Genomic DNA, 20,341 nt, shown 5'->3' with positions numbered 1-20,341 from the left:
TTCATCCATTGCCAGAGAGAGGATGCCTGACCATGGCCCGCATCACGCTTCGTCAATTGCTCGACCATGCCGCCGAACGCGGCTATGGCGTGCCCGCCTTTAACATCAACAACATGGAACAGGGCCTCGCCATCATGCAGGCAGCCAAGGCCTGCGATGCGCCCGTCATCCTGCAGGCATCCCGCGGCGCCCGGACCTATGCCAACGACATCATGCTCGCCAAGATGATGGAGGCACTGGAGCTGATGTACCCGGATATTCCGCTCTGCATCCACCAGGACCATGGCGACCGGGTTTCCACCTGCCTGTCGGCGATCCAGCATGGCTTCACCTCCGTGATGATGGACGGCTCGCTGAAGGAGGATGCCAAGACCCCCGCCGACTACGCCTACAATGCCGGCATCACCTCCGAAGTGGCGCGCCTCGCCCACATGGTCGGCGTCTCGGTCGAGGGCGAACTCGGATGCCTGGGCTCGCTCGAGACCGGCCATGGCGAGGCGGAAGACGGCCATGGTTTCGAAGGAGCACTTGATCGCTCGCAATTGCTAACCGACCCGGACGAGGCCGCCCGCTTCGTCGCCGAGACCGGCGTCGATGCGTTGGCGGTGGCGATCGGCACCTCGCACGGCGCCTACAAGTTCACCCGCAAACCGACCGGCGAGGTTCTCGCCATGGATGTAATCGAGAAGATCCACCGCCGCCTGCCGGACACGCATATCGTCATGCACGGTTCCTCCTCCGTACCGGAGGAATGGCAGGAGATCTTCAACGCCCATGGGGGCGAGATGCGCGAGACCTATGGCGTTCCAGTCGAGGAGATCGTCCGTGGCATCCGCTTCGGCGTGCGCAAGGTCAACATCGACACCGACCTGCGCCTCGCCGCCGCCGCCGAGTTCCGCCGCGTCGCCGACACCCGCCGCGACGAATTCGATCCGCGCAAGTTCCTCAAACCCGCCATGGATGCGATGGCCGCGGTCTGCAAGGCGCGCTTCGAAGCCTTCGGCACGGCAGGCAATGCCTCCCGTATCAAGGTCATCCCGATGAGCGACATGGCCAAGCGCTACGCCAACGGAAGCCTGAAACCCCAGACGGCGCGCTCCGAAGCCGCCTGATCCCTCACTGACAAAGGAAAGGACAGAGCCATGAACGCCGACGCAAAGACCGAAATCAAGGGCAAGGAACGCTACAGGGCGGGCGTGCTGAAATACGCCCAGATGGGCTACTGGGACGGCCACTACGAGCCGAAGGACACCGACCTGATCGCCCTCTTCCGCATCACGCCGCAGGAAGGCGTCGATCCGATCGAGGCCGCCGCCGCCGTCGCCGGCGAAAGCTCGACGGCCACCTGGACGGTGGTCTGGACCGATCGCCTGACCGCCTGCGACCAGTACCGCGCCAAGGCCTACCGCGTCGACCCGGTTCCGGGCACGCCGGGGCAGTACTTCTGCTATGTCGCCTATGACCTGATCCTGTTCGAGGAAGGTTCGATCGCCAACCTGACGGCCTCGATCATCGGCAACGTCTTCTCGTTCAAGCCGCTGAAGGCCGCGCGGCTCGAGGACATGCGCTTCCCCGTCGCCTATGTGAAGACCTTCAAGGGACCGCCGACCGGGATCGTCGTCGAGCGCGAACGCCTCGACAAGTTCGGCAAGCCTCTACTCGGCGCCACCACCAAGCCGAAGCTCGGCCTGTCCGGCAAGAACTATGGCCGCGTGGTTTATGAAGGCCTGAAGGGCGGCCTCGATTTCATGAAGGACGACGAGAACATCAACTCGCAACCCTTCATGCACTGGCGCGACCGCTTCCTCTACTGCATGGAGGCGGTGAACCATGCCTCCGCTGTCACCGGCGAGATCAAGGGCCATTACCTCAACATCACCGCCGGGACGATGGAGGAAATGTACCGCCGCGCCGAGTTCGCCAAGGAGCTCGGTTCGGTCATCGTGATGGTCGACCTGATCGTCGGCTGGACGGCAATCCAGTCGATCTCGGAATGGTGCCGCCAGAACGACATGATCCTGCACATGCACAGGGCCGGCCACGGCACCTATACTCGCCAGAAGAACCACGGCATCTCGTTCCGCGTCATCGCCAAGTGGCTGCGGCTTGCCGGCGTCGACCACCTGCATGCCGGCACCGCCGTCGGTAAGCTGGAAGGCGATCCGCTGACCGTGCAGGGTTACTACAATGTCTGCCGCGAAACCAAGAACGAGGTCGACCTCCAGCGCGGCATCTTCTTCGAGCAGGACTGGGGCGACATCAAGAAGGTCATGCCGGTCGCCTCGGGCGGCATTCATGCCGGCCAGATGCACCAGTTGCTCGACCTTTTCGGCGACGACGTGGTGCTGCAGTTCGGCGGCGGCACGATCGGCCATCCGATGGGCATCCAGGCCGGCGCCACCGCAAACCGCGTGGCTCTCGAGGCCATGGTGCTGGCCCGCAACGAGGGTCGCGACATCGCCAACGAAGGGCCGGAGATCCTGAGAGCCGCCGCCAAATGGTGCAAGCCGCTGGAAGCCGCTCTCGATACCTGGGGCAATATCAGCTTCAACTACACCCCGACCGACACCTCGGACTTCGTGCCGAGTGTCAGTGTCGCCTGACCGAACGAGACAAGAAGGAGAAACGATAATGCGTATTACCCAGGGCTGCTTCTCGTTCCTGCCGGACCTGACCGACGAACAGATCACCGCGCAGGTGGAATACTGCCTGCGCAAGGGCTGGGCCATCGGTATCGAATACACCGACGACCCCCATCCGCGGAACACCTATTGGGAAATGTGGGGGCATCCCATGTTCGACCTCCGGGACGCCAAGGGCGTGATGATGGAGCTGGACGACTGCCGCAAGGCCAATCCGCAGCACTACATCCGGCTCAACGCCTTTGATTCAAACCGCGGCTTCGAGACGGTGACGATGTCCTTCATCGTCGACCGCCCGGACAGCGAGCCGACACTCGCCATGACCCGCACGGACACCCGGGGTCGCTCCCAGAGCTATTCCTGGTCGACACGCATCTGAGGAGAGATTGAGCCATGGCGATGCCCGAACGATCCGCCCCGGAAGAGAAGCTGCCGACTTCGGTCGACCTCGCCGAGGAATACCGCACCTCGGGCGTCGCAGACATTCTCGAAGAACTCGATCGCGATCTCGTCGGCCTGAAGCCGGTCAAACGGCGGATTCGAGAGACCGCGGCGCTTCTCCTGGTCGAGCGCGCCCGTCGCGCCATGGGCCTCTCCCACGAGGCCCCGTCACTCCACATGAGCTTCACCGGCAATCCCGGCACCGGCAAGACGACGGTGGCCCTGCGCATGGCCGACCTGCTCCACCGCCTCGGATACATCCGCAAGGGCCACCTCGTCTCCGTCACCCGTGATGATCTCGTCGGCCAGTACATCGGTCACACCGCCCCGAAGACCAAGGAAATCCTCAAGAAGGCCATGGGCGGCGTGCTCTTCATCGACGAGGCTTATTACCTCTATCGGCCGGACAACGAACGCGACTACGGTCAGGAAGCGATCGAGATCCTCCTGCAGGTCATGGAAAACAACCGCGACGACCTCGTGGTCATCCTCGCCGGCTATGCCGACCGCATGGATCGCTTCTTCGAAAGCAATCCGGGCTTCCGCTCGCGGATCGCCCACCACATAGACTTTCCCGACTATGCCGACGACGAGCTCTTATCGATCGCTGAAAACATGCTCCAGCGCCAGGGCTATCATCTCGACGGCAATGCCACCGCGGTCATGGCGGACTATATCACTCGGCGCCGCAGCCAGCCGCACTTCGCCAATGCCCGATCGATCCGCAATGCGCTCGACCGGGCGCGACTTCGCCAGGCGAACCGCCTCTTCGAAGAGGCGAAAGGTCCGGTCAACGCCGAACAGCTCTCGACCATCATCGACCGCGATATTGCCGCAAGCCGCGTCTTTTCCATGAGACCCAGAGCAACCGCAGAACCCGGACAGGAAAAACCATGAGTGCGCAGACCATCATTGCCCCGTCGATGCTGTCCTCCGACTTTTCGCGCCTCGGCGAGGAGGTCGAAGCGGTCTGCCGAGCCGGCGCGGACTGGATCCACCTCGACGTCATGGACGGCCATTTCGTCCCCAACATCACCTTCGGCCCTCCGGTCATCAAGTCGATCCGCAATCGCACCGACCGGGTCTTCGACTGCCACCTGATGATCGAACCCTGCGATCCCTATCTGGCGGCCTTTGCCGATGCGGGTTGCGACGTCATCACCGTGCATGCCGAGGCCACCCGGCATCTCGACCGCTCGCTGCAGGCCATACGCGACCTCGGCTGCAAGGCGGGCGTGTCGCTCAATCCGTCGACCCCGGAAAACGTCATCGAATACGTGCTCGACCGCCTCGACCTCATCCTCCTGATGACCGTCAATCCCGGCTTCGGCGGTCAGGCCTTCATTCCGTCCGTCGTGGACAAGGTCGCCCGCATCAAGGCGATGATCGGCGAACGCCCGATCCTGATCGAAATCGACGGCGGCGTGACCCCCGAGACCGCCCCGCTCGTCGCCCGAGCCGGCGCCGACGTGCTCGTCGCCGGCTCGTCGGTCTTCAAGGGCGGACCGGACGCCTATGCCACCAACATCGCGGCGCTGAGGCGAACGTCCGATGGCGTCCGCCGCGCGGCGTGAATGACGGAGCGGACAGATGGCAGCAATCGCGCCCCTCTGCGCCTTCGGCTGGAAGGCCGTGGATGCCCGGTTGCCCGGCGTCGACGGCCGGGCGCACTCGCTCTTCGATTGCGCCGGCCCGAACGGCCTGGTCGTCGCCTTCATCTGCAATCACTGCCCTTACGTGAAGGCCGTGATCGACCGTATCGTGCGTGACGCAATTGACCTGGAGACCTACGGGATCGGGTTCGTCGCCATAAACGCCAATGACGCGGATGCCTATCCCGACGACTCCTTCGGCAAGATGAAGGCGTTTGCCGACGAACACGCCCTTCCGTTCCCATATCTCCATGACGAGGACCAGTCGGTCGCGCGCGCCTACGGCGCCGTCTGCACGCCGGATTTTTTCGGCTTCAACAGGGCGTTGGAGCTGCAATATCGCGGACGCCTCGATGCCTCGCGCAAGGAGGCGGCCCAACCGGGCCTCAGGCGGGACCTATACAAGGCGATGATCGCGGTCGCCGGCACGGCAAGGGGACCGCAGGAGCAACACGCCTCGATCGGTTGTTCGATCAAGTGGAAGATTGACCCCTCCTGGTCAACGGACGGGCAGACGGCCCTGTCCTGATTTCGCCTCCAATGTCTGCCCCCGGCGGACAATCCCCCATCAGCTTCGATCAAGCGAAGAAAAACCGCCGATCAGCTATCGGCGGCTTTCAATGTCTCAGGCCTCTCCCGTAATGAGAGCGGCCAGGCACCTCAAACCCCACCCTTGGTTCGCTTCCTGAGGAAACGGCCAGGGCGGGGCCTGGGGGAGGAGCGATAGGCCTCGCGTCAGGCTGCAAGTGCACCCGACTGCTTGGCGATATGGGTGGCGATCGCATCCATGAGCGCCGGCGACAGCGCGTCATAGGGAGGCAGTCCCAACTCGTTCAGGCGAGCCCGGATTTCCGACATCTTGTCGGGGCTGACACCGCTCTCGATGACCGACGATACGAAAGCAGCAAATTCCGGCGGCGACCAGCCGGTCTCGTCGCTGAGTTCCGTGTGCACGAAGTCGAGGCCGTAGAAGGGATGTTTGGTGTTCTCGATGCGGCCATACATGTGCGTCCCGCAGTCCTTGCAGGCATAGCGCTGGATCGTGGCGCTCGGATCGACGATCTGCAGCTTGTCGGCGCCGGACGTGACCTTCACCTTGTCGCGCGAGACCACGGCGATCTGAGCGAAGATCGCACCCTTCGGCTTCCAGCATTTGGTGCAGCCGCAGGCATGGTTATGGGCGGTCTGTGAGCTGATTTCCACCGTCACCGGATTGGTGGCGCACTTGCACTTCAGCGTGCCGCCGGAAAAGCCCGGCTTGGCAGGCGGAAAGCCGTTGTCGATGGACGGATGCAACTTGATCATGGGTTCCTCCTCCTATGCTCCAGACATCTCTGGCGTCTCGAGCCTTGGACAGGATCGGAGCAAACAGGGGGAACGGCAACATAGCGGAAAGTGGCGGTTTTCGGCGGCCTGCCCGCTGGCCGCATCAGATAGCCGAACGTTCAGCCACGTGACCGCAGCATCGCCCGCGCGGGGTCATACCCCCAGAGCGCAGCAAGCATGAAGACGACGAAGCATCCGCAGACCCAGGCAAGGGCTTCCACATTCAACTCGCCATAGAGCGCAAAGCGGATGAGTTCGACCGCGTAGGTAAAGGGATTGTAGGCGCAGATGTCGCGGAGCAGCGGCGAACTCTCGGCCATTTTCCAGAGCGGATAAAGCGCAGACGACAGGAAGAACATCGGAAAGATGACGAAGTTCATCACGCCGGCAAAATTCTCCAGCTGGCGGATGGTCGAGGAAATCAGCAATCCGAAAGCCCCGAGCATCAGCCCGCTGAGAAGCAGCGCCGGCAGGACCGCCACATAGCCGAGCGGTGGCAGCTCGATGCCGGTCAGCGCGGCAATCCCAAGAAAGACCATCACCTGCAGGATGGAGACGATGACACCGGCAAGCAACTTGGAAAACAACAGCCACCAGCGCGGCAGGGGCGAGGTCAGGAGCAGGCGCATCGAGCCCATCTCCTGATCGTAGACCAGGGAGAGCGACGACTGCATCCCGTTGAAAAGCTGGATCATGCCGCACAGACCGGGAAGGATGTAGACCTCGTAGGTAATATAGGTCTGGTAGGGCGGGATGATCGACACGCCGAGAGCGGCGCGAAAGCCGGCGGCAAAAACGATGAGCCAGACCAGCGGACGAACGAGCGCAGCGAGGAAACGCCCGCGCTGACGCACGAACCGCATGTTCTCGCGCGTCACGATGGCGATCAGGGCGACGAACCACGCTTTCATGGGCTTACCTCGTCCCCTTCGGCGGTCATGGTGAGAAAGGCCTTTGCAAGCCCCCGTTCTTCCGCCAGCTCGGCCGCACCTCCATTGCTGAGCACCCGGCCGCGATGGAGCACCACGACCTGATCGGTGGGCGCAATCTCGTCGACAAGATGCGTGGCCCAAAGCACGGCGAGCCCGCTGTCTGCCAGGTCATGGACATGATCCGTGATCGCCTTTCGCGACGCCGCATCGAGGCCGACCGTCGGCTCGTCGAGCAGCAGAATGTCGGGGCCGTGAATGAGGGCGCGGGCGATCTCCATGCGCCGCCGATGGCCGCCGTTGAGTGCCCTGACCGTTTCGTCGGCGCGCTCGGCCATACCGAGTTGGGTCAACGCAGCATCGATGGCGAGAGAGGCCGGCCGACCGGACAATCCGTGAAGCCCGGCGAAATAACGCAGATTGCGCCGCACGGTCATGTCGAGATCGAGGGTCGGTTGCTGGAAGACGACGCCGATCCGTGCAAGTGCTGCGCGCGGCGATCGCGCGATATCGAAACCGGCGATGTTGATGGTCCCCTCGTCGGCGACGATCAGCCGCGTCAGGAGTGCGAACAATGTCGACTTACCGGCACCGTTCGGCCCGAGCAAGGCACAGAAACGGCCGGGCTCGACTGTGAATCTGACGTCATCGAGCGCCCGACGCTTGCCATAGCGAAAACTGACATGGCTGATGTCGAGGCCCGGCATGGCTATCCCTCCCGCCCGGCAAAGAGCTGCCCGCCCCCGGAGTCGATGATAGTCGCGGGTTGCCCGACGAGACGAAGGGTGCGCCCGGCCAGGCGCTTCGCCTCCGCCTCTGAATGGGTGACGAGAATGATTGCCGGCCGTGTCTCCGCAATCAGCGCCTCGGTGAGTTCCAGCATCTCCTCCGACGTCTGCGGATCCAGCGATACGTAGGGCTCGTCCATGACGAGGAGCGACGGGCGACCTGCGAAGGCCCGCGCCAGGGCCAGTCGACGCTGCTGACCAAGCGAGAGCTGTCCGGGGAAAAGATCAGCCTTGTCGGCAATGCCGACGCGGCGAAGCGCAGCCATGGCTGCATCACGGTCGAGTTCGGGATGAACGATCGTCAGGTTTTCCAGGACCTGTCGCCACGGCAGCAGGACTGGCTCCTGAAACACCATGGCGACGTCCTGCGGTCGCACGATCTGACCTTCAAAGTCATGGTCGATGCCGGCGATCACACGCAGCAAGGTCGACTTGCCGACGCCCGAAGGTCCGAGGATCGCGACTGCCTCGCCCGGCCGCATCTCGAACCGGACGTCCTTCAGGACCGCCGTCTCGCCAAAGGCCTTGCGTCGCACATCGATCCTGATCATGCCGTCCTCCAGGCCCGCGCCCGCCGTTCGACCGGCTGCAGGATCAGGGCCTCGACCATCAACATGACGACGATGAAGGTCAGCGCATAAACGAGCACCATCGCAACGTCGAAGAGCTGGAAGTAGAAGTGGATCTGGAAGCCGATCCCGCTGGAACGGCCGAGAAACTCGACCACCAGCACGATCTTCCAGATCACCGCGACGCCGGAGCGCGCGGCCCCGGCGATGAACGGCGCAAGCTGCGGCAGGATCACATGGCGAAGCCGTGCCATCGGTCGCATCCGGAAGACGCTCGCCATGGCGTCGAGATTCGGATCGAGCGCGCGCGCGCCCTCCCGCAAGAGGGTCGCCACGTTCGGGATCTTGTTGAGCACGACGGCAAGGATCGCCGCCGTCTCGTTGAGACCGATCCACAGATAGCACAGCACGATCAGCACCAGCGCCGGCAGGTTGAGAAAGACGACCAGCCAGGGATCGAGCCACCGGTCCGCGCCCGGATAACGTCCCATCAGGTAGCCGATCGCCACACCGATCAGCATCGCAGGCAGGAAAGCGGCAACAACGCGAAAAAGGGTCATCGCGAGATGATAGGGCAGGTCACCCGAACCAACGGCCCGGACGAACGGATCGGTGAGCGCCCAGGGTTGCGGCAAGACACTCGCATCCGCCGTCAACGTTGCCGCGACCGTCCACATCAGGAGGATCAGTCCGAGCGAGAATGTGCGAACGACCGCGGCGTTTTTCAGCGTTTCACTCAAGGTGCAGGAACACCCCTTCCGGCAATGTGGTTGCCTTCCCCACGAGCTCCTCGCCGCCGAGCTCGGCCATCAGCCGCAGGAACCGGTCGGCCGCCGCCTCGTCGATCGGCTTGCCGCTCGGAATGCCGGCCCGATAGCCGTCGCGCAGGGCGGTAAACTCGGCATCATCGGCCGCGTTCATCTGGCCACGCAGGCCATCCCAGGCCTTGTCGTCGGTGCGCAGCAGGTTCTTGGCCGCGGAGGACGCCTTGTAGAGCCCCTGCGCGACCTCCGGGTGCGCTTTGACGAATTCGCCCTTCAGCACATAGCCCAGCAGCGGTGTATCCGGATCGAGCCCGAGCTCGGTCGCAGCATCGGAAACCGTGACGAGATCATGCATGCCTTTGGCCTTCATTTTCGCCAGGAAATGCCAGAAATTGACCGCGCCGGCGGTCTCGCCGGAAAGTGCTGCCTTGAAGATCAATGGCGGAGCCCCGAAGACCTGTTCGGTCGCACCGGCGAGATCCATGTCATGCTTCTTCTTCGCGTAGGCACGCAGGATGAGCCAACTCTTGTCGAGCGGACCACCGGCAATCCCGATCTTCTGCCCGGCGAGATCCGGCAGCGCCTTGACGGGGCTGTCATCCTTGACGACGAGACCTCCCACGGCACGGGAGTAGGGGATGAAGACATAGTCCTTGCCGGCGGCACGCTGATAGGCGACCCAGATCCAGTCGGCGACCATAGTGTCGGCGTCGCCGCCTTCGAAGGCGACGCGCGTTGCCCCGTTGTCGGCATAGTCCTGCACCGCCATCTCGAATCCGTTCGCCTTGTCGAACCCATTCGCCTTGATCGTGCTGATCTCCCAGTTGACCGTGCCAGACGCCAGCATCGCGGCACGAAGTTTCGGCAGATCCTCGGCCATGACGGCGCTCGACAAACCGAGCGCCAGGAGACAGCCTGCGAACAAACCTCTCAAGTTATCCATTGCTCCTCCTCCCCTGCCGCGGCGACCAGCCGTGCCGGGCTCCTTGTCCGACCGCTTTCTACACGATTCGCACCGCCGTGCGGTGGTCGGACTATTCCTTGCGTTTCTCGGCAACCGACAGATCGGCATTGAGATCCATGTCATACTGCCCGTCGGCGCAGAACACGTCGTCGAGCTCAAACCCCTCGCCCGAGGCTTCGATATTGGCGGGATCCACCTCGCATTGCATGGTCTTCAGCATGTCCTGGATCGCCTTCTGCTTGTCGGCAGCAACCTCCGCCGCCGAAGCAACAGAGGGTACGGCCAACATCAAACCCAGAAACGCTATCGAAATCACCTTCATCGTATTGTTCCTTCTGTCTGTCATGGCTTACTGAATGGTGATCGTCATCTTCTGGCTGTCGCTCGTGGTGTTCGGAATGCGAACCTCGTAGCTGCCCGGCTTGATCGCGATGAACGACATGGTCGCAACACCGGCCTCGTCGAATTCCAGGCTGTCGACCGCCATCGGCCGCACCTCTATGCCGTTGATCACGATCTCGTTCATCCAGATCGCCCGGAAGAAGGGAGCGCCCGAAATGGCCAGTTCGGCGGAACCATCCGCGGTGATCTTCATCTCGTAATAGGCGCCGGACTGCAGGGCCACGTCGCCCTTGCCGAGCGGCTTGCCGGACGCGAGCGTGATCTCGATCGGTTCGCCGCGGTTGCATTTGGCCAGAAGGCCGGCAAAGCCGAGCTTGTCGCAGAGCGGTGCTGCCGTGGCAGAAACAACCATCATAGGGCTTGCCAGATAGAGGGCCGAAAACGTAGCGGCGAGAACGGTGAAGCTTTTGTTCATCTGAAAATTTCTCCCATCAAAAACGGATCTTGGGCCGGTCAGTTCGGCGCGACCACGACCCCCCAGGGCTGCTCGCCGACCGGTACGGAACGAATGACTTTTTCCGCCTTCACATCGATGATGCTGACGTCATTGGAATTGCCGTTGGTTACCACGAGGAACTCCTCCCCCGGTGTGAACGCCATCTGCCACACCCGCTGGCCCACAAGCAGGTAATCGAGCACTTCATCGGTTTTGGCGTCGATCACCGCGACCCGATTGGCGGGACCGAGCGCCACGAAGATACGGGACCCGTCGCTCGTCGCCTTGATGCCGACCGGCTGCAACCATTCATGCAGCACCCCCGGGACCTCGAAGGTTATTTTCTTGTCGACCTTGGGTTCACCCTCGCCGCCGAGATTGATGACGGAAACGGTGCCGCCGATTTCCGCGCTGACATACAGCTTCTTCCCGTCCGCGGTGAATTCGGCATAGCGCGGACGCTGATCGACAAGCACGTTGTGCACGATCTCAAACGTCGATGTGTCGATGAAATGCGCCATGTTGGTCGTTTCCGACGTGTTGATCAGCGTCTTGGCGTCCGGACTGACCGCCACGCCCTCAGGCTCTACGCCGACCGGGATCTCCGCGAGCACCTGGTGGCTCTTCGTGTCGACGACGGTCACCAGATTGTCGTCCTCGTTCGCGATATAGAGAGGGTTCCCCGAAGGATTGAGCGCGAAGAGTTCGGGATCAGGACCAGACGGCAGCGTGTGAAGCTCCTTGTAGGTCTCCGGGTCGAAGACCCGAACGGCATCGTCATCCGATGCGCAGACATAGAGCTCCTTGCCGTCGGGGCTGATGGTAATGCCCCGCGGCCGGTTGCCTGCCGGAAACTCGCCGATCTTCTCCCAGGTCTTGCTGTCGAGCACCGTCACACTGTTGCCGCGCTCGTTGGTGACGAAAACCTTGTTCGCGAGCGCAGGTCCGGCCAACAGCAGGGCGGCAGGCAGGATCGTCCAGGCTGATTTCATACTATCCTCCAAAGGCGCGGCAGGTGGTTTCGGGCTGGTCGATGCCAAGTGTATCGAGCGGCGAATGCTGGTGCAGATATCCATCCTGGGGAGACACCGAGACCGTGATCCGCCCATCGCCGAGCAGGATCGGCTGGCGCATCTGGCCATTCCAGGAGCGGAAGGTGAGCTTCTGCCCCTTGAAGGCGGCAAGCTCGAATTCATCCGACAGAGCGTAAGCACGGATCGACGCAGCATCGGCCTTGCCCGATCGCGTCACCGCCTCGCCGATCACCCGCATGGCAAGCCAGGCCTGGTAATCCTCTTCCCGCATGCCGCGGCGCGCAAGCTTTTCGAAACGGCGCTGGAACTGGGTCGCGCCCCAGGATTCGTGCGCCGGATGCCAGGAGAGAGGCATCAGGCCCGCCGATCCGGCAACAGGCCGGGGGTCCCAGGAATGATAGGGCAAATAGGCCGCAAACACGTCCGTTTCATCGGCGGCCACCGTGACGTCGTGCTCCTCGGCATCCTGGGTGAAGACCGGGATCTGTTTCTGCACCAGCACATGGCCGGTATCCGTGCGCCGGGCACCACCGGTGTCGAGGAATTCGCGTTCTTCGACGATTTTCGCCCCGAACTTCGCTGCCGACTTTCTGTAACTCTCGGCCAACAGTTTGTCTTCCGGATGCGAGCCGGAGATCAGCAGGATCCGCGACCACTTCTTCCACATCAGGAACTGGATCACGCTGTCGGACAGCATCGAACGGCTCGGGGAGACGTGCAGGACATTCGCCCGGCAGTCGCCATCGCGCAGCGCATCGTCTCTCGCACCGGCATTCAGGATGAGCACATCCGGCCCCGCGCGGTCGGCCAGTGCCTTCAATGTGGCGCCGTCAGAGATGACGGCGAACAGGCTGACGCCCTGCGCCCTCAACGCATCGAAGGCCGCCTCCGCCTCTTCCGGAGGAACGACCTTTGTCGTCAGCTGATAATCCATCCCCGTGAAGGCCCCGGTGGTCCCGTTGTCTTCGTTTCCGAGCTCGGCTCCGGCGAAGCCGAGATCGTCCGGCGCCACGTCGAGACGCGAGATCGGTGGCAGGGACGGGCGATCGACCCGCAGGACCGCGGTCTTGACCTCCAGGGCCCAGCATGTGGGCGCAGCAAAAAGGGCAGCAGTAAACAGGGCGAGCGTAAGCCGCGGGTTAGGCATAGCCGGAATGACCTCCCAATCGTCCTGACTCATCCTAAAGTGGAGAATAGCAGCGAGGTTTGTGGCACGAAACCGATACTTATGGATCGTGGTGCGGCCCTGCCGCTGTGTTAGGCTGGGAAGCATGCAGCGCATTCTGATGACCCTCTGTCTGCTTCTGATCCCCGCGTTTGCCATGGCCGCGCTGGACAAACCATTGATGCCCGGAGCGCGGATCGCCTTTTTCGGCATGACCTTCATCGATACGTCCACCGAGGGTGCCTATGACGGAGTGCGCCCCGACCAGACGGCGCGAACACAACTGCTGGAAGAAGAGGTGCGCAAGCGCTTTGCGGAAGAGGGTTTCCGCATCATCGAGAACGATCCGGTCGCAGACGAACTCCGCACGGTTACCAACCCTGCCCACTGCTACGGCTGCGAGCGGAGAATGGCTGCGGAACTCGGCGCCGACTATGTGCTGGTGGGTGAGGTGCAGAAGGTCTCCAACCTGATTCTCTCGATGAATCTCGTGCTGCGCGATGTCGAAAGCGGGGAGATGCTGCGCGGACTTGCCGTCGACATCCGCTCCAACACGGATCAGAGCTGGCTTCGCGGCCTAAACTACATCCTGAAGAACCATATGTTCAAGAAAATGTGAGGAAACCCATGCGCCTGCTTCGTCATTTCCTGCTGACATTTCTGCTCCTGCTGCCGTCGCTTGCCTTGGCGCACGGCCCGACCCGGCAGAAGCTCTCGCTTGCGATCGACGTGAAGGCGCCGCCGGAGACGGTCTGGGCGACGATCGGCAATTTCCAGGACATGAGCTGGCATCCGGCGGTCTTTTCGGCGACGGGCAAGGGCGATAACACGATCGGTGCGACGCGCACCCTGACGCTTGGCAAGGAGGGCGGCCCGACCATCGCGGAGGAGCTCTACAAATATGATGCCACCAAGATGAGCTATTCGTACCGGATCACGGCCGTCGACGTGTCGGTCCTGCCGGTCACCAACTATTCCTCCCACCTGACCGTCACCCCGGGCGCCGGCGGTGGCTCGCATGTCGAGTGGCGTGGCGCCTTCTACCGCGGCTATCCGAACAACGACCCGCCGGAAAACCTCAACGATGCGGCGGCAATTGCAGCAGTCACGGCGGTCTACAAGGCAGGTCTCGATGCCCTTGAAGCGAAGTTCGGCAAATAGCCTCATGATTGCGCTCGGACTGGTCACGGCATCCGTGATGCCGCGACCGTCGCTCGCTGACTACGCCTATGTCACAAACCAGTCTTCCAGTGACCTGAGCGTCATCGACCTCGAGCAAATGGAGGAAATCCGGCGCATCCCCGTTCCGGGCATGCCGGCCGGCGTTGCCGTCTCGGACCGCCTGAAATCGGTCTTCACCGTAAGCCCCGACAGCAAGACCCTGCGGCGCTTCGATCTCGACGGTGGCGCCCCACACGCGGAAATTCGGCTCGACGGGGGACCGATCGGCGTCGCCGTCGATGACACCCGCAACCGGCTTTTCGTCTCCGACTGGTACAATGCACGCGTCTGGGTGCTCGGTGCCGATGATCTTGCCCTGCGGCAAAGCCTGACGACCGGAAGTGCCCCGGCAGGGCTTGCCCTTTCGCCCGACGGTCGCCATCTGGCAACCGCCGACCGCGATTCCAACCAGGTTTCGATCTTCGATGCCGAGACACTCGCTCTCCGCCACCGCGTCACCGTCGGTGAGCGCCCGTTTGGCCTGGCCTTCGCCCCGGACGGACGCCTCTTTTCCGCCGATGTCGGCAGCGATGCCGTCACGGCGATCAGCCCGGAAAGCGGAAAGGTCCTCGGCAAGGTTCGGACAAAATCAAGGCCTTACGGCATCGCCTTTGCCGGAAGCCACGGCTTCGTCACCAATCAGTATGACGACAGCGTGAGCGTCTTCGATTCAAAGACCTATGTCCCAGTCAAGGTCATCCCCGTCGATGGTTACCCCGAAGGTATCGACACGACGGCAGACGGCCGCCACGTCATCGTCGCCAACTGGGATTCCAATACACTGTCGGTGATCGACGCGGACACGCTCGAGGTGACGGGCTCCATTCCAACCGGCGACGGTCCACGCGCTTTCGGCCAGTTCATATCCCGCCGGACGGGCACCATCTTTGCCGGAGACAGCGCTCCTGCAAAGCCGTGACACAGGCACCCTAAGGATCGTACGGCTTACGTCGCAGTGAGGTTATTCCCCGCCGGGCTCCGGTCTCAAGGTCTCCGTCGGATGGCCGGCCGCCGCCCACCCGTCACTGCCTTCAGGATACCAATAGACGCGCGTGTATCCGAGCGAGACCGCGCGTTTGGCGGCATTCCAGGACATCCAGCAGTCGGGCAGGCAGAAGAACAACAGAGGCGCTTTGACGTCACCGCCCGTCGCTTTTTCAAGGCCTTGCCGGAAATAGGCAAGCGTTACGTCGGCCAGTTTTCCGTAGCCGGTGTTCGGCAGCCAGAGCGCACCCTTGATCGAGACATGCGGCTTTTCCTTCCAGATCGTGCCCGCCGGCAGATCCGCAGGTTTTGGCGTGCGCGGCAGGACATCGACGAATGCCGTATTGCCTCCCTCCCAGAGCGCGTGGGCCTCGGTCGTCGTGACGACCGAGGCACCAGAAAGCGTTGCCGGAACGGGCGCCCTGTAAGCATCCTCGCGATAACCGACCGGTTCTTCCACCATAGGGGCAGCCGGCGGCTCCTCCGCCTTCGCCGGCAGAGCGAGGCCGAGACCCACCAGAACGACGCAGAAGCCGAGCGCGCTTCTCACTTCGGTGCCTCCAGCGGTCCTGTGCCCATGTCGTTGAGAAGGGGAACCCCTGCCTCCGAAAGGACAGCGTTGATCTTCGCCTGGTTGCGACGGATCAGCGAGTTCAGCTTGCGTTCCCAGACCTTTTCACCCTGCCGCACGCCCATCGTGATGCGATAATAGAGGCGGGGCGGCAGCGGCTCGGCCAGGAGCGGCGTCAGCTTGAGCTTCGGATGATCGCGCTTTACCAGCGGTCCACCGATCGGCCCCCAAAGGATCGCGGCATCGATCGTCCCAGCCTCCAGATCGGCAAGCATATCACCAGCCGGATCCTGGTAGCGCCGGTCGACCATTAGGTCGTAGCCCTTCGCCTTCGACATCAGCCCACGAAGGGCCATGTGGGTCGCAGGTGGGCTGCCGGCCACCACCCCGACCCGCTTGTCCTTGAGCAGCGGGTCGCCGATCGCCGTCACCCCGGCAAGCGGCCCGTCCCGAGACACGATCAGGACATAGCCGGAGGTGTAATAATGGTTGGTGTTGAGCACCATTTCGTCGCCCTGGGCATAGCCGATGACGACGTCGCACTTGTTGGCCTGAAGCGTCTTGCGAATGAAGCCTGTCGCCATCGGAAACCAGGTGTATTGCAAGGGAAGCTTGAGTTCCGCAGCGAGAAGCTCGGCGATCTTGTTTTCGAAACCGGCGCCGGAACGGTCGGACATCGGCAGATTGGCCGGATCGGCACAAACCCGCAACGCCGATTTCGACACGAGATCCGATGTCTGCGCGAGTGCGCCCGTCTCGCCGCAGGCGAGTGTCGTCAGCGCGACCAAGGTCGCGAGCCGCCTAGTGGCCGAGGCAGTCGGCTTCCGCTTGACGGATCGCATCGGATTTTGTCTCCTTCTTGCCTGGCCGACCTCTCGGCAGCGCATCGGTACCGCGCGCCTTCAGGTAGACATAGATGTCGTCGAGATAGCACATGACGTTCACGTTATCGCCGAAGGACGGCATGACGGAGTTGTGTGAGGCATCCACCTTCTTGCGACCGTTCGTGACCACATCGACGAAATCGTAGTAGTCCATGGCGACCGCCGAGTTCTTGAGCGCGGGCGCATAACTCGATCCCTCGCCTTCCGGTCCATGACAGACATGGCATTCAGAATGATAGCGGCGGAAACCGGAATAGGTCAGCCAGTCGATCGTGCCATCCGGCGCGATCTTGTAGGTCGGGATGCCGTCGGCGGTCAGATAGCGACCGTTCTCGTTGGTCACCGCAGTGATATTGTCCGGCTTCTGCTCCGCATCCTGTGGCAAGGCTGCGCTGGCAAAGAGCAGTGCGGCAAGGGCAATCGGCATCGCTTTGGCAAGTCGGGTCATGATCTGTCCTTTTGGGCCTTGAGAAGGAACTGGCGCGGGTCGTCAGGTCCCGCGCCAGTTTTTGGGCTAGTAAGCGTCAGTTCGGCAGCGCGAAGACCGTCAGCGTGCCGCCAAGCGCTGTATAGTCGCTGAGTGCCGCATAGCCGCCGACAGCGCCGAGGCCTTCATTCGGGTTGGTGAGACCGGCTGCGAGACCGATGCCGGCCCAACCGCCGACGCCCGAGAGCACCGCCACATACTGCTTGCCGCCATGGCTGTAGGTCATGACGTTGCCGATGATGCCCGACGGAGTCTTGAAGCGATAAAGCTCCTTGCCGGTATCGGCATCGACGGCCTTCAGGTAGCCTTCGAGCGTGCCGTAGAAGACCACGTTGCCGGCGGTGGCAAGAGCACCGGACCAGACCGAGAACTTCTCGGGCAGCGACCACTTGATCTTGCCTTCCTTGTTGTCCCAGGCGATGAAGTTGCCCATGCCGCCATGGCTTTCCGGAGCCGGGTACATCGACAGTGTCGCCCCGACATAGGGCTGGCCGGCGGTATAGCTGACGCGGAAGGGTTCGTAGTCCATGCAGACGTGGTTGGTCGGTACGTAGAACAGCTCGGTCTTCGGCGAGTAGGCCGCAGGCTGCTGGTCCTTGGAGCCGAGAGCCGCCGGGCAGATGCCCGTCGAGTTCACGTCTTCACCGTTCTGCTCGGTCGAGTACTGTGCAACGACCTGCGGACGGCCATACTGATCGGACTTCGGATCCATGACGACTTCCGTCGCCCAGTTGACGGCCGGATCATACTTTTCGGCCACCAGCAGCTCGCCGGTCACGCGGTCGAGTGTATAGCCGAAGCCGTTGCGGTCGAAATGCGTGAGCAACTTGCGATCGGCATCACCGATCTTCTGCTGCGTCAGGATCATCTCGTTGATGCCGTCATAGTCCCACTCGTCATGCGGCGTCATCTGGTAGACCCATTTCGCCATGCCTGTGTCGACATCGCGGGCCCAGATCGTCATGGACCAGCGGTTGTCGCCGGGACGCTGTGCCGGGTTCCACGTCGAGGGGTTGCCGGAGCCGTAATAGACCAGGTTCTGTTCCGGGTCATACGAGTACCAGCCCCAGGTCGTGCCGCCGCCGATCTTCCACTGGTCACCTTCCCAGGTGGTCAGGCCGGAATCCTTGCCGACCGGCTTGCCGAGGTGGGTGGTCTTTTCCGGGTCCATCAGCGTGTCACTGTCCGGGCCCATCGAGTAACCGCGCCACAGGAGCTTGCCGTCGGCCATCGAATAGGCCGTGACAGAACCTCGGACGCCGAACTCACCACCGGAGATGCCGACGATCACCTTGTCCTTGACGGGCAGAACCGTCGCGGTGTTGGTTTCGCCCTTCTTCGGATCGCCATTCTTGACGCTCCAGACCACCTTGCCCGTCTTGGCATCGAGCGCGACGACGGTGGTATCGGCCTGATGAAGGAAGATCTTGCCGTCCGCATAGGCCACGCCGCGGTTGACGGTGTCACAGCACATCACCGGAATGACGTCCGGATCCTGCTTGGGCTCGTACTTCCAGACGATCTGGCCTTCCTTGCTGAGATCCAGCGCGAAGACCGTGTTGGGGAACGGCGAATGAACATACATCATGTCGCCGATGACCAGCGGAGACCCTTCGTGACCACGCAGGACACCGGTCGAGAAGGTCCAGGAGACCTGGAGCTTGTTGACGTTGTCCTTGTTGATCTGGTCAAGCTTCGAGTATCGCTGGTTGGCATAGTCGCCAGTCTGGATAACCCATTGGTTCGGGTCATCGATCTTGGCCTGCAGGTCCGAATTTGCGACTGCGACCTGCGCGCCGCCGATCGACAGCGCTGCAAGCATTATGAGAAGTCGTTTCATCATATCCTCCCGTTGGGTGTTACCGATCGGGGTCATTCACCCCCCTCGCGCCGGGAAGACCTCTCGGTCTCCTCCATCCCGGCATCGGCTCCGCGAGAATTCCCCCATGGCCGGCGGCATCGGTTTCCCGAACCGCGACCGCATGCACTGACCGGTTCTTCCTCCTCTCCGTTTTGGGCACGGTGCAACAGACACGATCTTCGGCCCGTCCCCGCTCTCACTCTGCATTCCAGCCGCAACGTCTTCCCGTCTTGATGCAGGGGAAGCGGCGGCATTCGTGTTCAGGCGGCGCGAAGCCGCTCCGCATGCCAACGCACATGGTCCTCGCCGAAACTCGCGACGAAGAAATAGCTGTGGTCATAGCCGGCCTGCATGCGCAGGATGCCGGGCTGGCGCCGTTCCGCCATCAATTGCGCCATGGCTTCCGGTCGGATCAGCTCCAGAAACTGGTCCGTGGCGCCCTGATCGATCAGAATGTCGCCATCCCATCCGTGCTCCGCCAGCAGAAGGCACGCGTCGTAATTGGCCCAGTGCGCCTCGTCGTCGCCGAGATAGGCCGAAAACTGCTTTCGCCCCCAATCCGAGCGAGTCGGATTGACGATCGGCGCAAAGGCCGAAACCGACCGGAACTGCGCGGGGTTGCGAAAGGCGATCGTCAATGCGCCATGGCCGCCCATGGAATGCCCCGTAATTCCATGAATGCCGTTAAGCGGCTGGCTCTCCAGCAGGAGTGCCGGCAACTCCGAAACGATGTAGTCATACATCCGGTAGTGGCGCGCCCAGGGCTTCTGCGTCGCGTTGACGTAAAAACCGGCGCCCTGACCGAGGTCATAGGCCTGGTCGTCCGCCACGCCCTCGCCCCTCGGAGACGTGTCGGGAAAGACCACGGCCAGCCCATGCTCCGATGCATGCCGCTGCAGGCCCGCCTTCGTCATCGCATTCTCGTGCGTGCAGGTCAGGCCCGAGAGATACCACAGCAGCGGTACCGGACGGCTTCTGGCGAGCGGCGGCAGGTAGAGACCAAAGGTCATCTCACCCCCACAGACTTCGGAGGCATGTCGGTAGACCGACTGCGTTCCGCCAAAGCACTGGTTTTGCGACACGAGTTCCATCATCGCGCTCAATAGACGACGACGCCGCGGATGGATTCACCCTTGTGCATCATGTCGAAGCCCTTGTTGATGTCTTCGAGCGGCATGGTGTGGGTGATCATCGGGTCGATCTGGATCTTGCCGTCCATGT

Annotated in this window: 24 protein-coding genes and 1 pseudogene; 9 read left to right on the top strand and 16 right to left on the bottom strand. The window is 62.5% G+C overall.

From position 1 onward, the window contains the following. Positions 1–32: 32 nt before the first annotated feature. The 6 genes from fba to ACX93L_RS21255 are packed head-to-tail and all read left to right on the top strand — an operon-like array spanning position 33 to position 5,264. Positions 33–1,112, top strand: coding sequence for a class II fructose-bisphosphate aldolase (fba, locus tag ACX93L_RS21280; protein WP_459406709.1), 1,080 nt, complete (start codon positions 33–35; stop codon positions 1,110–1,112). A gap of 30 nt (positions 1,113–1,142) precedes the next feature. Continuing rightward, complete coding sequence (locus ACX93L_RS21275; protein WP_459406708.1) at positions 1,143–2,603, top strand: form I ribulose bisphosphate carboxylase large subunit; 1,461 nt, start codon at positions 1,143–1,145, stop codon at positions 2,601–2,603. Positions 2,604–2,631: 28 nt separating this feature from the next. Next, positions 2,632–3,021 (top strand): ribulose bisphosphate carboxylase small subunit, encoded by a 390-nt coding sequence (locus ACX93L_RS21270; RefSeq protein ID WP_459406707.1) that lies wholly within the window; start codon positions 2,632–2,634, stop codon positions 3,019–3,021. A 14-nt stretch (positions 3,022–3,035) separates the two neighbouring features. After that, complete coding sequence (gene cbbX / locus ACX93L_RS21265; protein WP_459406706.1) at positions 3,036–3,980, top strand: CbbX protein; 945 nt, start codon at positions 3,036–3,038, stop codon at positions 3,978–3,980. Then, positions 3,977–4,657 carry a ribulose-phosphate 3-epimerase gene (gene rpe, locus ACX93L_RS21260; RefSeq protein WP_459406705.1) on the top strand — a complete coding sequence of 227 codons (681 nt, stop codon included), beginning with the start codon at positions 3,977–3,979 and terminating at the stop codon, positions 4,655–4,657. Before cbbX ends, rpe begins: the two co-directional genes overlap by 4 nt. A gap of 16 nt (positions 4,658–4,673) precedes the next feature. Next, positions 4,674–5,264 carry a thioredoxin family protein gene (locus ACX93L_RS21255; RefSeq protein WP_459406704.1) on the top strand — a complete coding sequence of 197 codons (591 nt, stop codon included), beginning with the start codon at positions 4,674–4,676 and terminating at the stop codon, positions 5,262–5,264. A gap of 206 nt (positions 5,265–5,470) precedes the next feature. Here the strand turns inward: ACX93L_RS21255 and gfa are convergent, their stop codons facing one another. The 10 genes from gfa to ACX93L_RS21205 all read right to left on the bottom strand — a co-directional run bounded on the left by gfa (position 5,471) and on the right by ACX93L_RS21205 (position 13,094). Next, on the bottom strand, positions 5,471–6,040 hold the full coding sequence (gene gfa, locus ACX93L_RS21250) for an S-(hydroxymethyl)glutathione synthase (RefSeq protein WP_459406703.1): 570 nt from the start codon (positions 6,038–6,040) through the stop codon (positions 5,471–5,473). A 140-nt stretch (positions 6,041–6,180) separates the two neighbouring features. Next, entirely contained in the window at positions 6,181–6,972 is a 792-nt protein-coding gene (locus tag ACX93L_RS21245) for an ABC transporter permease (RefSeq protein WP_459406702.1), read from the bottom strand. Further along, complete coding sequence (locus ACX93L_RS21240; RefSeq protein ID WP_459406701.1) at positions 6,969–7,697, bottom strand: ABC transporter ATP-binding protein; 729 nt, start codon at positions 7,695–7,697, stop codon at positions 6,969–6,971. Before ACX93L_RS21240 ends, ACX93L_RS21245 begins: the two co-directional genes overlap by 4 nt. A gap of 2 nt (positions 7,698–7,699) precedes the next feature. Then, positions 7,700–8,329, bottom strand: coding sequence for an ABC transporter ATP-binding protein (locus tag ACX93L_RS21235; protein ID WP_459406700.1), 630 nt, complete (start codon positions 8,327–8,329; stop codon positions 7,700–7,702). Continuing rightward, positions 8,326–9,024 (bottom strand): ABC transporter permease, encoded by a 699-nt coding sequence (locus ACX93L_RS21230; RefSeq protein WP_459406770.1) that lies wholly within the window; start codon positions 9,022–9,024, stop codon positions 8,326–8,328. The genes ACX93L_RS21235 and ACX93L_RS21230 overlap by 4 nt, the downstream gene beginning before the upstream one ends. Positions 9,025–9,079: 55 nt before the next feature. After that, positions 9,080–10,054 (bottom strand): ABC transporter substrate-binding protein, encoded by a 975-nt coding sequence (locus tag ACX93L_RS21225; protein ID WP_459406699.1) that lies wholly within the window; start codon positions 10,052–10,054, stop codon positions 9,080–9,082. A 91-nt stretch (positions 10,055–10,145) separates the two neighbouring features. Then, positions 10,146–10,397: a hypothetical protein gene (locus ACX93L_RS21220; protein ID WP_459406698.1), complete on the bottom strand. Its 252-nt coding sequence runs from the start codon at positions 10,395–10,397 to the stop codon at positions 10,146–10,148. A 27-nt stretch (positions 10,398–10,424) separates the two neighbouring features. Then, the gene (locus tag ACX93L_RS21215) at positions 10,425–10,892 is read right to left on the bottom strand and encodes a cupredoxin domain-containing protein (protein ID WP_459406697.1); all 468 of its coding nucleotides are present in this window, start codon (positions 10,890–10,892) and stop codon (positions 10,425–10,427) included. Positions 10,893–10,930: 38 nt separating this feature from the next. Continuing rightward, a complete protein-coding gene (locus ACX93L_RS21210) occupies positions 10,931–11,905 on the bottom strand; it encodes a YVTN family beta-propeller repeat protein (RefSeq protein ID WP_459406696.1) in 975 nt (324 codons plus the stop codon). Position 11,906: 1 nt separating this feature from the next. Then, the gene (locus ACX93L_RS21205; protein WP_459406695.1) at positions 11,907–13,094 is read right to left on the bottom strand and encodes an ABC transporter substrate-binding protein; all 1,188 of its coding nucleotides are present in this window, start codon (positions 13,092–13,094) and stop codon (positions 11,907–11,909) included. A gap of 124 nt (positions 13,095–13,218) precedes the next feature. On the opposite strand from ACX93L_RS21205, the gene ACX93L_RS21200 reads away from it, so the two are divergent. From ACX93L_RS21200 to ACX93L_RS21190, 3 genes are read left to right on the top strand one after another with little or no spacing between them, the layout of a single operon-like run. Beyond that, complete coding sequence (locus tag ACX93L_RS21200) at positions 13,219–13,731, top strand: DUF3280 domain-containing protein (protein ID WP_459406694.1); 513 nt, start codon at positions 13,219–13,221, stop codon at positions 13,729–13,731. 8 nt (positions 13,732–13,739) lie between these two features. Next, complete coding sequence (locus ACX93L_RS21195; protein WP_459406693.1) at positions 13,740–14,273, top strand: SRPBCC family protein; 534 nt, start codon at positions 13,740–13,742, stop codon at positions 14,271–14,273. A 4-nt stretch (positions 14,274–14,277) separates the two neighbouring features. Further along, entirely contained in the window at positions 14,278–15,252 is a 975-nt protein-coding gene (locus tag ACX93L_RS21190) for a glutaminyl-peptide cyclotransferase (RefSeq protein ID WP_459406692.1), read from the top strand. Positions 15,253–15,294: 42 nt separating this feature from the next. On the opposite strand, the gene ACX93L_RS21185 is transcribed toward ACX93L_RS21190, so the two are convergent. The 6 genes and pseudogenes from ACX93L_RS21185 to ACX93L_RS21160 form a co-directional block, all read right to left on the bottom strand. Further along, complete coding sequence (locus ACX93L_RS21185) at positions 15,295–15,780, bottom strand: PQQ-dependent catabolism-associated CXXCW motif protein (protein ID WP_459406769.1); 486 nt, start codon at positions 15,778–15,780, stop codon at positions 15,295–15,297. 83 nt (positions 15,781–15,863) lie between these two features. After that, on the bottom strand, positions 15,864–16,730 hold the full coding sequence (locus ACX93L_RS21180; RefSeq protein WP_459406691.1) for a substrate-binding domain-containing protein: 867 nt from the start codon (positions 16,728–16,730) through the stop codon (positions 15,864–15,866). Continuing rightward, positions 16,690–17,220, bottom strand: a complete 531-nt coding sequence (locus tag ACX93L_RS21175) for a c-type cytochrome, methanol metabolism-related (RefSeq protein ID WP_459406690.1) — start codon at positions 17,218–17,220, stop codon at positions 16,690–16,692. Before ACX93L_RS21175 ends, ACX93L_RS21180 begins: the two co-directional genes overlap by 41 nt. A 76-nt stretch (positions 17,221–17,296) precedes the next feature. Further along, a complete protein-coding gene (gene xoxF5, locus ACX93L_RS21170; protein WP_459406689.1) occupies positions 17,297–19,099 on the bottom strand; it encodes a lanthanide-dependent methanol dehydrogenase XoxF5 in 1,803 nt (600 codons plus the stop codon). 281 nt (positions 19,100–19,380) lie between these two features. Next, on the bottom strand, positions 19,381–20,211 hold the full coding sequence (gene fghA, locus ACX93L_RS21165; protein WP_459406768.1) for an S-formylglutathione hydrolase: 831 nt from the start codon (positions 20,209–20,211) through the stop codon (positions 19,381–19,383). Positions 20,212–20,219: 8 nt separating this feature from the next. Continuing rightward, a pseudogene (locus tag ACX93L_RS21160) lies at positions 20,220–20,341 on the bottom strand (S-(hydroxymethyl)glutathione dehydrogenase); the annotation flags it as partial.

Source organism: Rhizobium sp. CAU 1783 (genome assembly GCF_054551725.1).
Note: the sequence above shows the minus strand (reverse complement) of the source record. Positions and strands in the feature narration are given on the sequence as shown.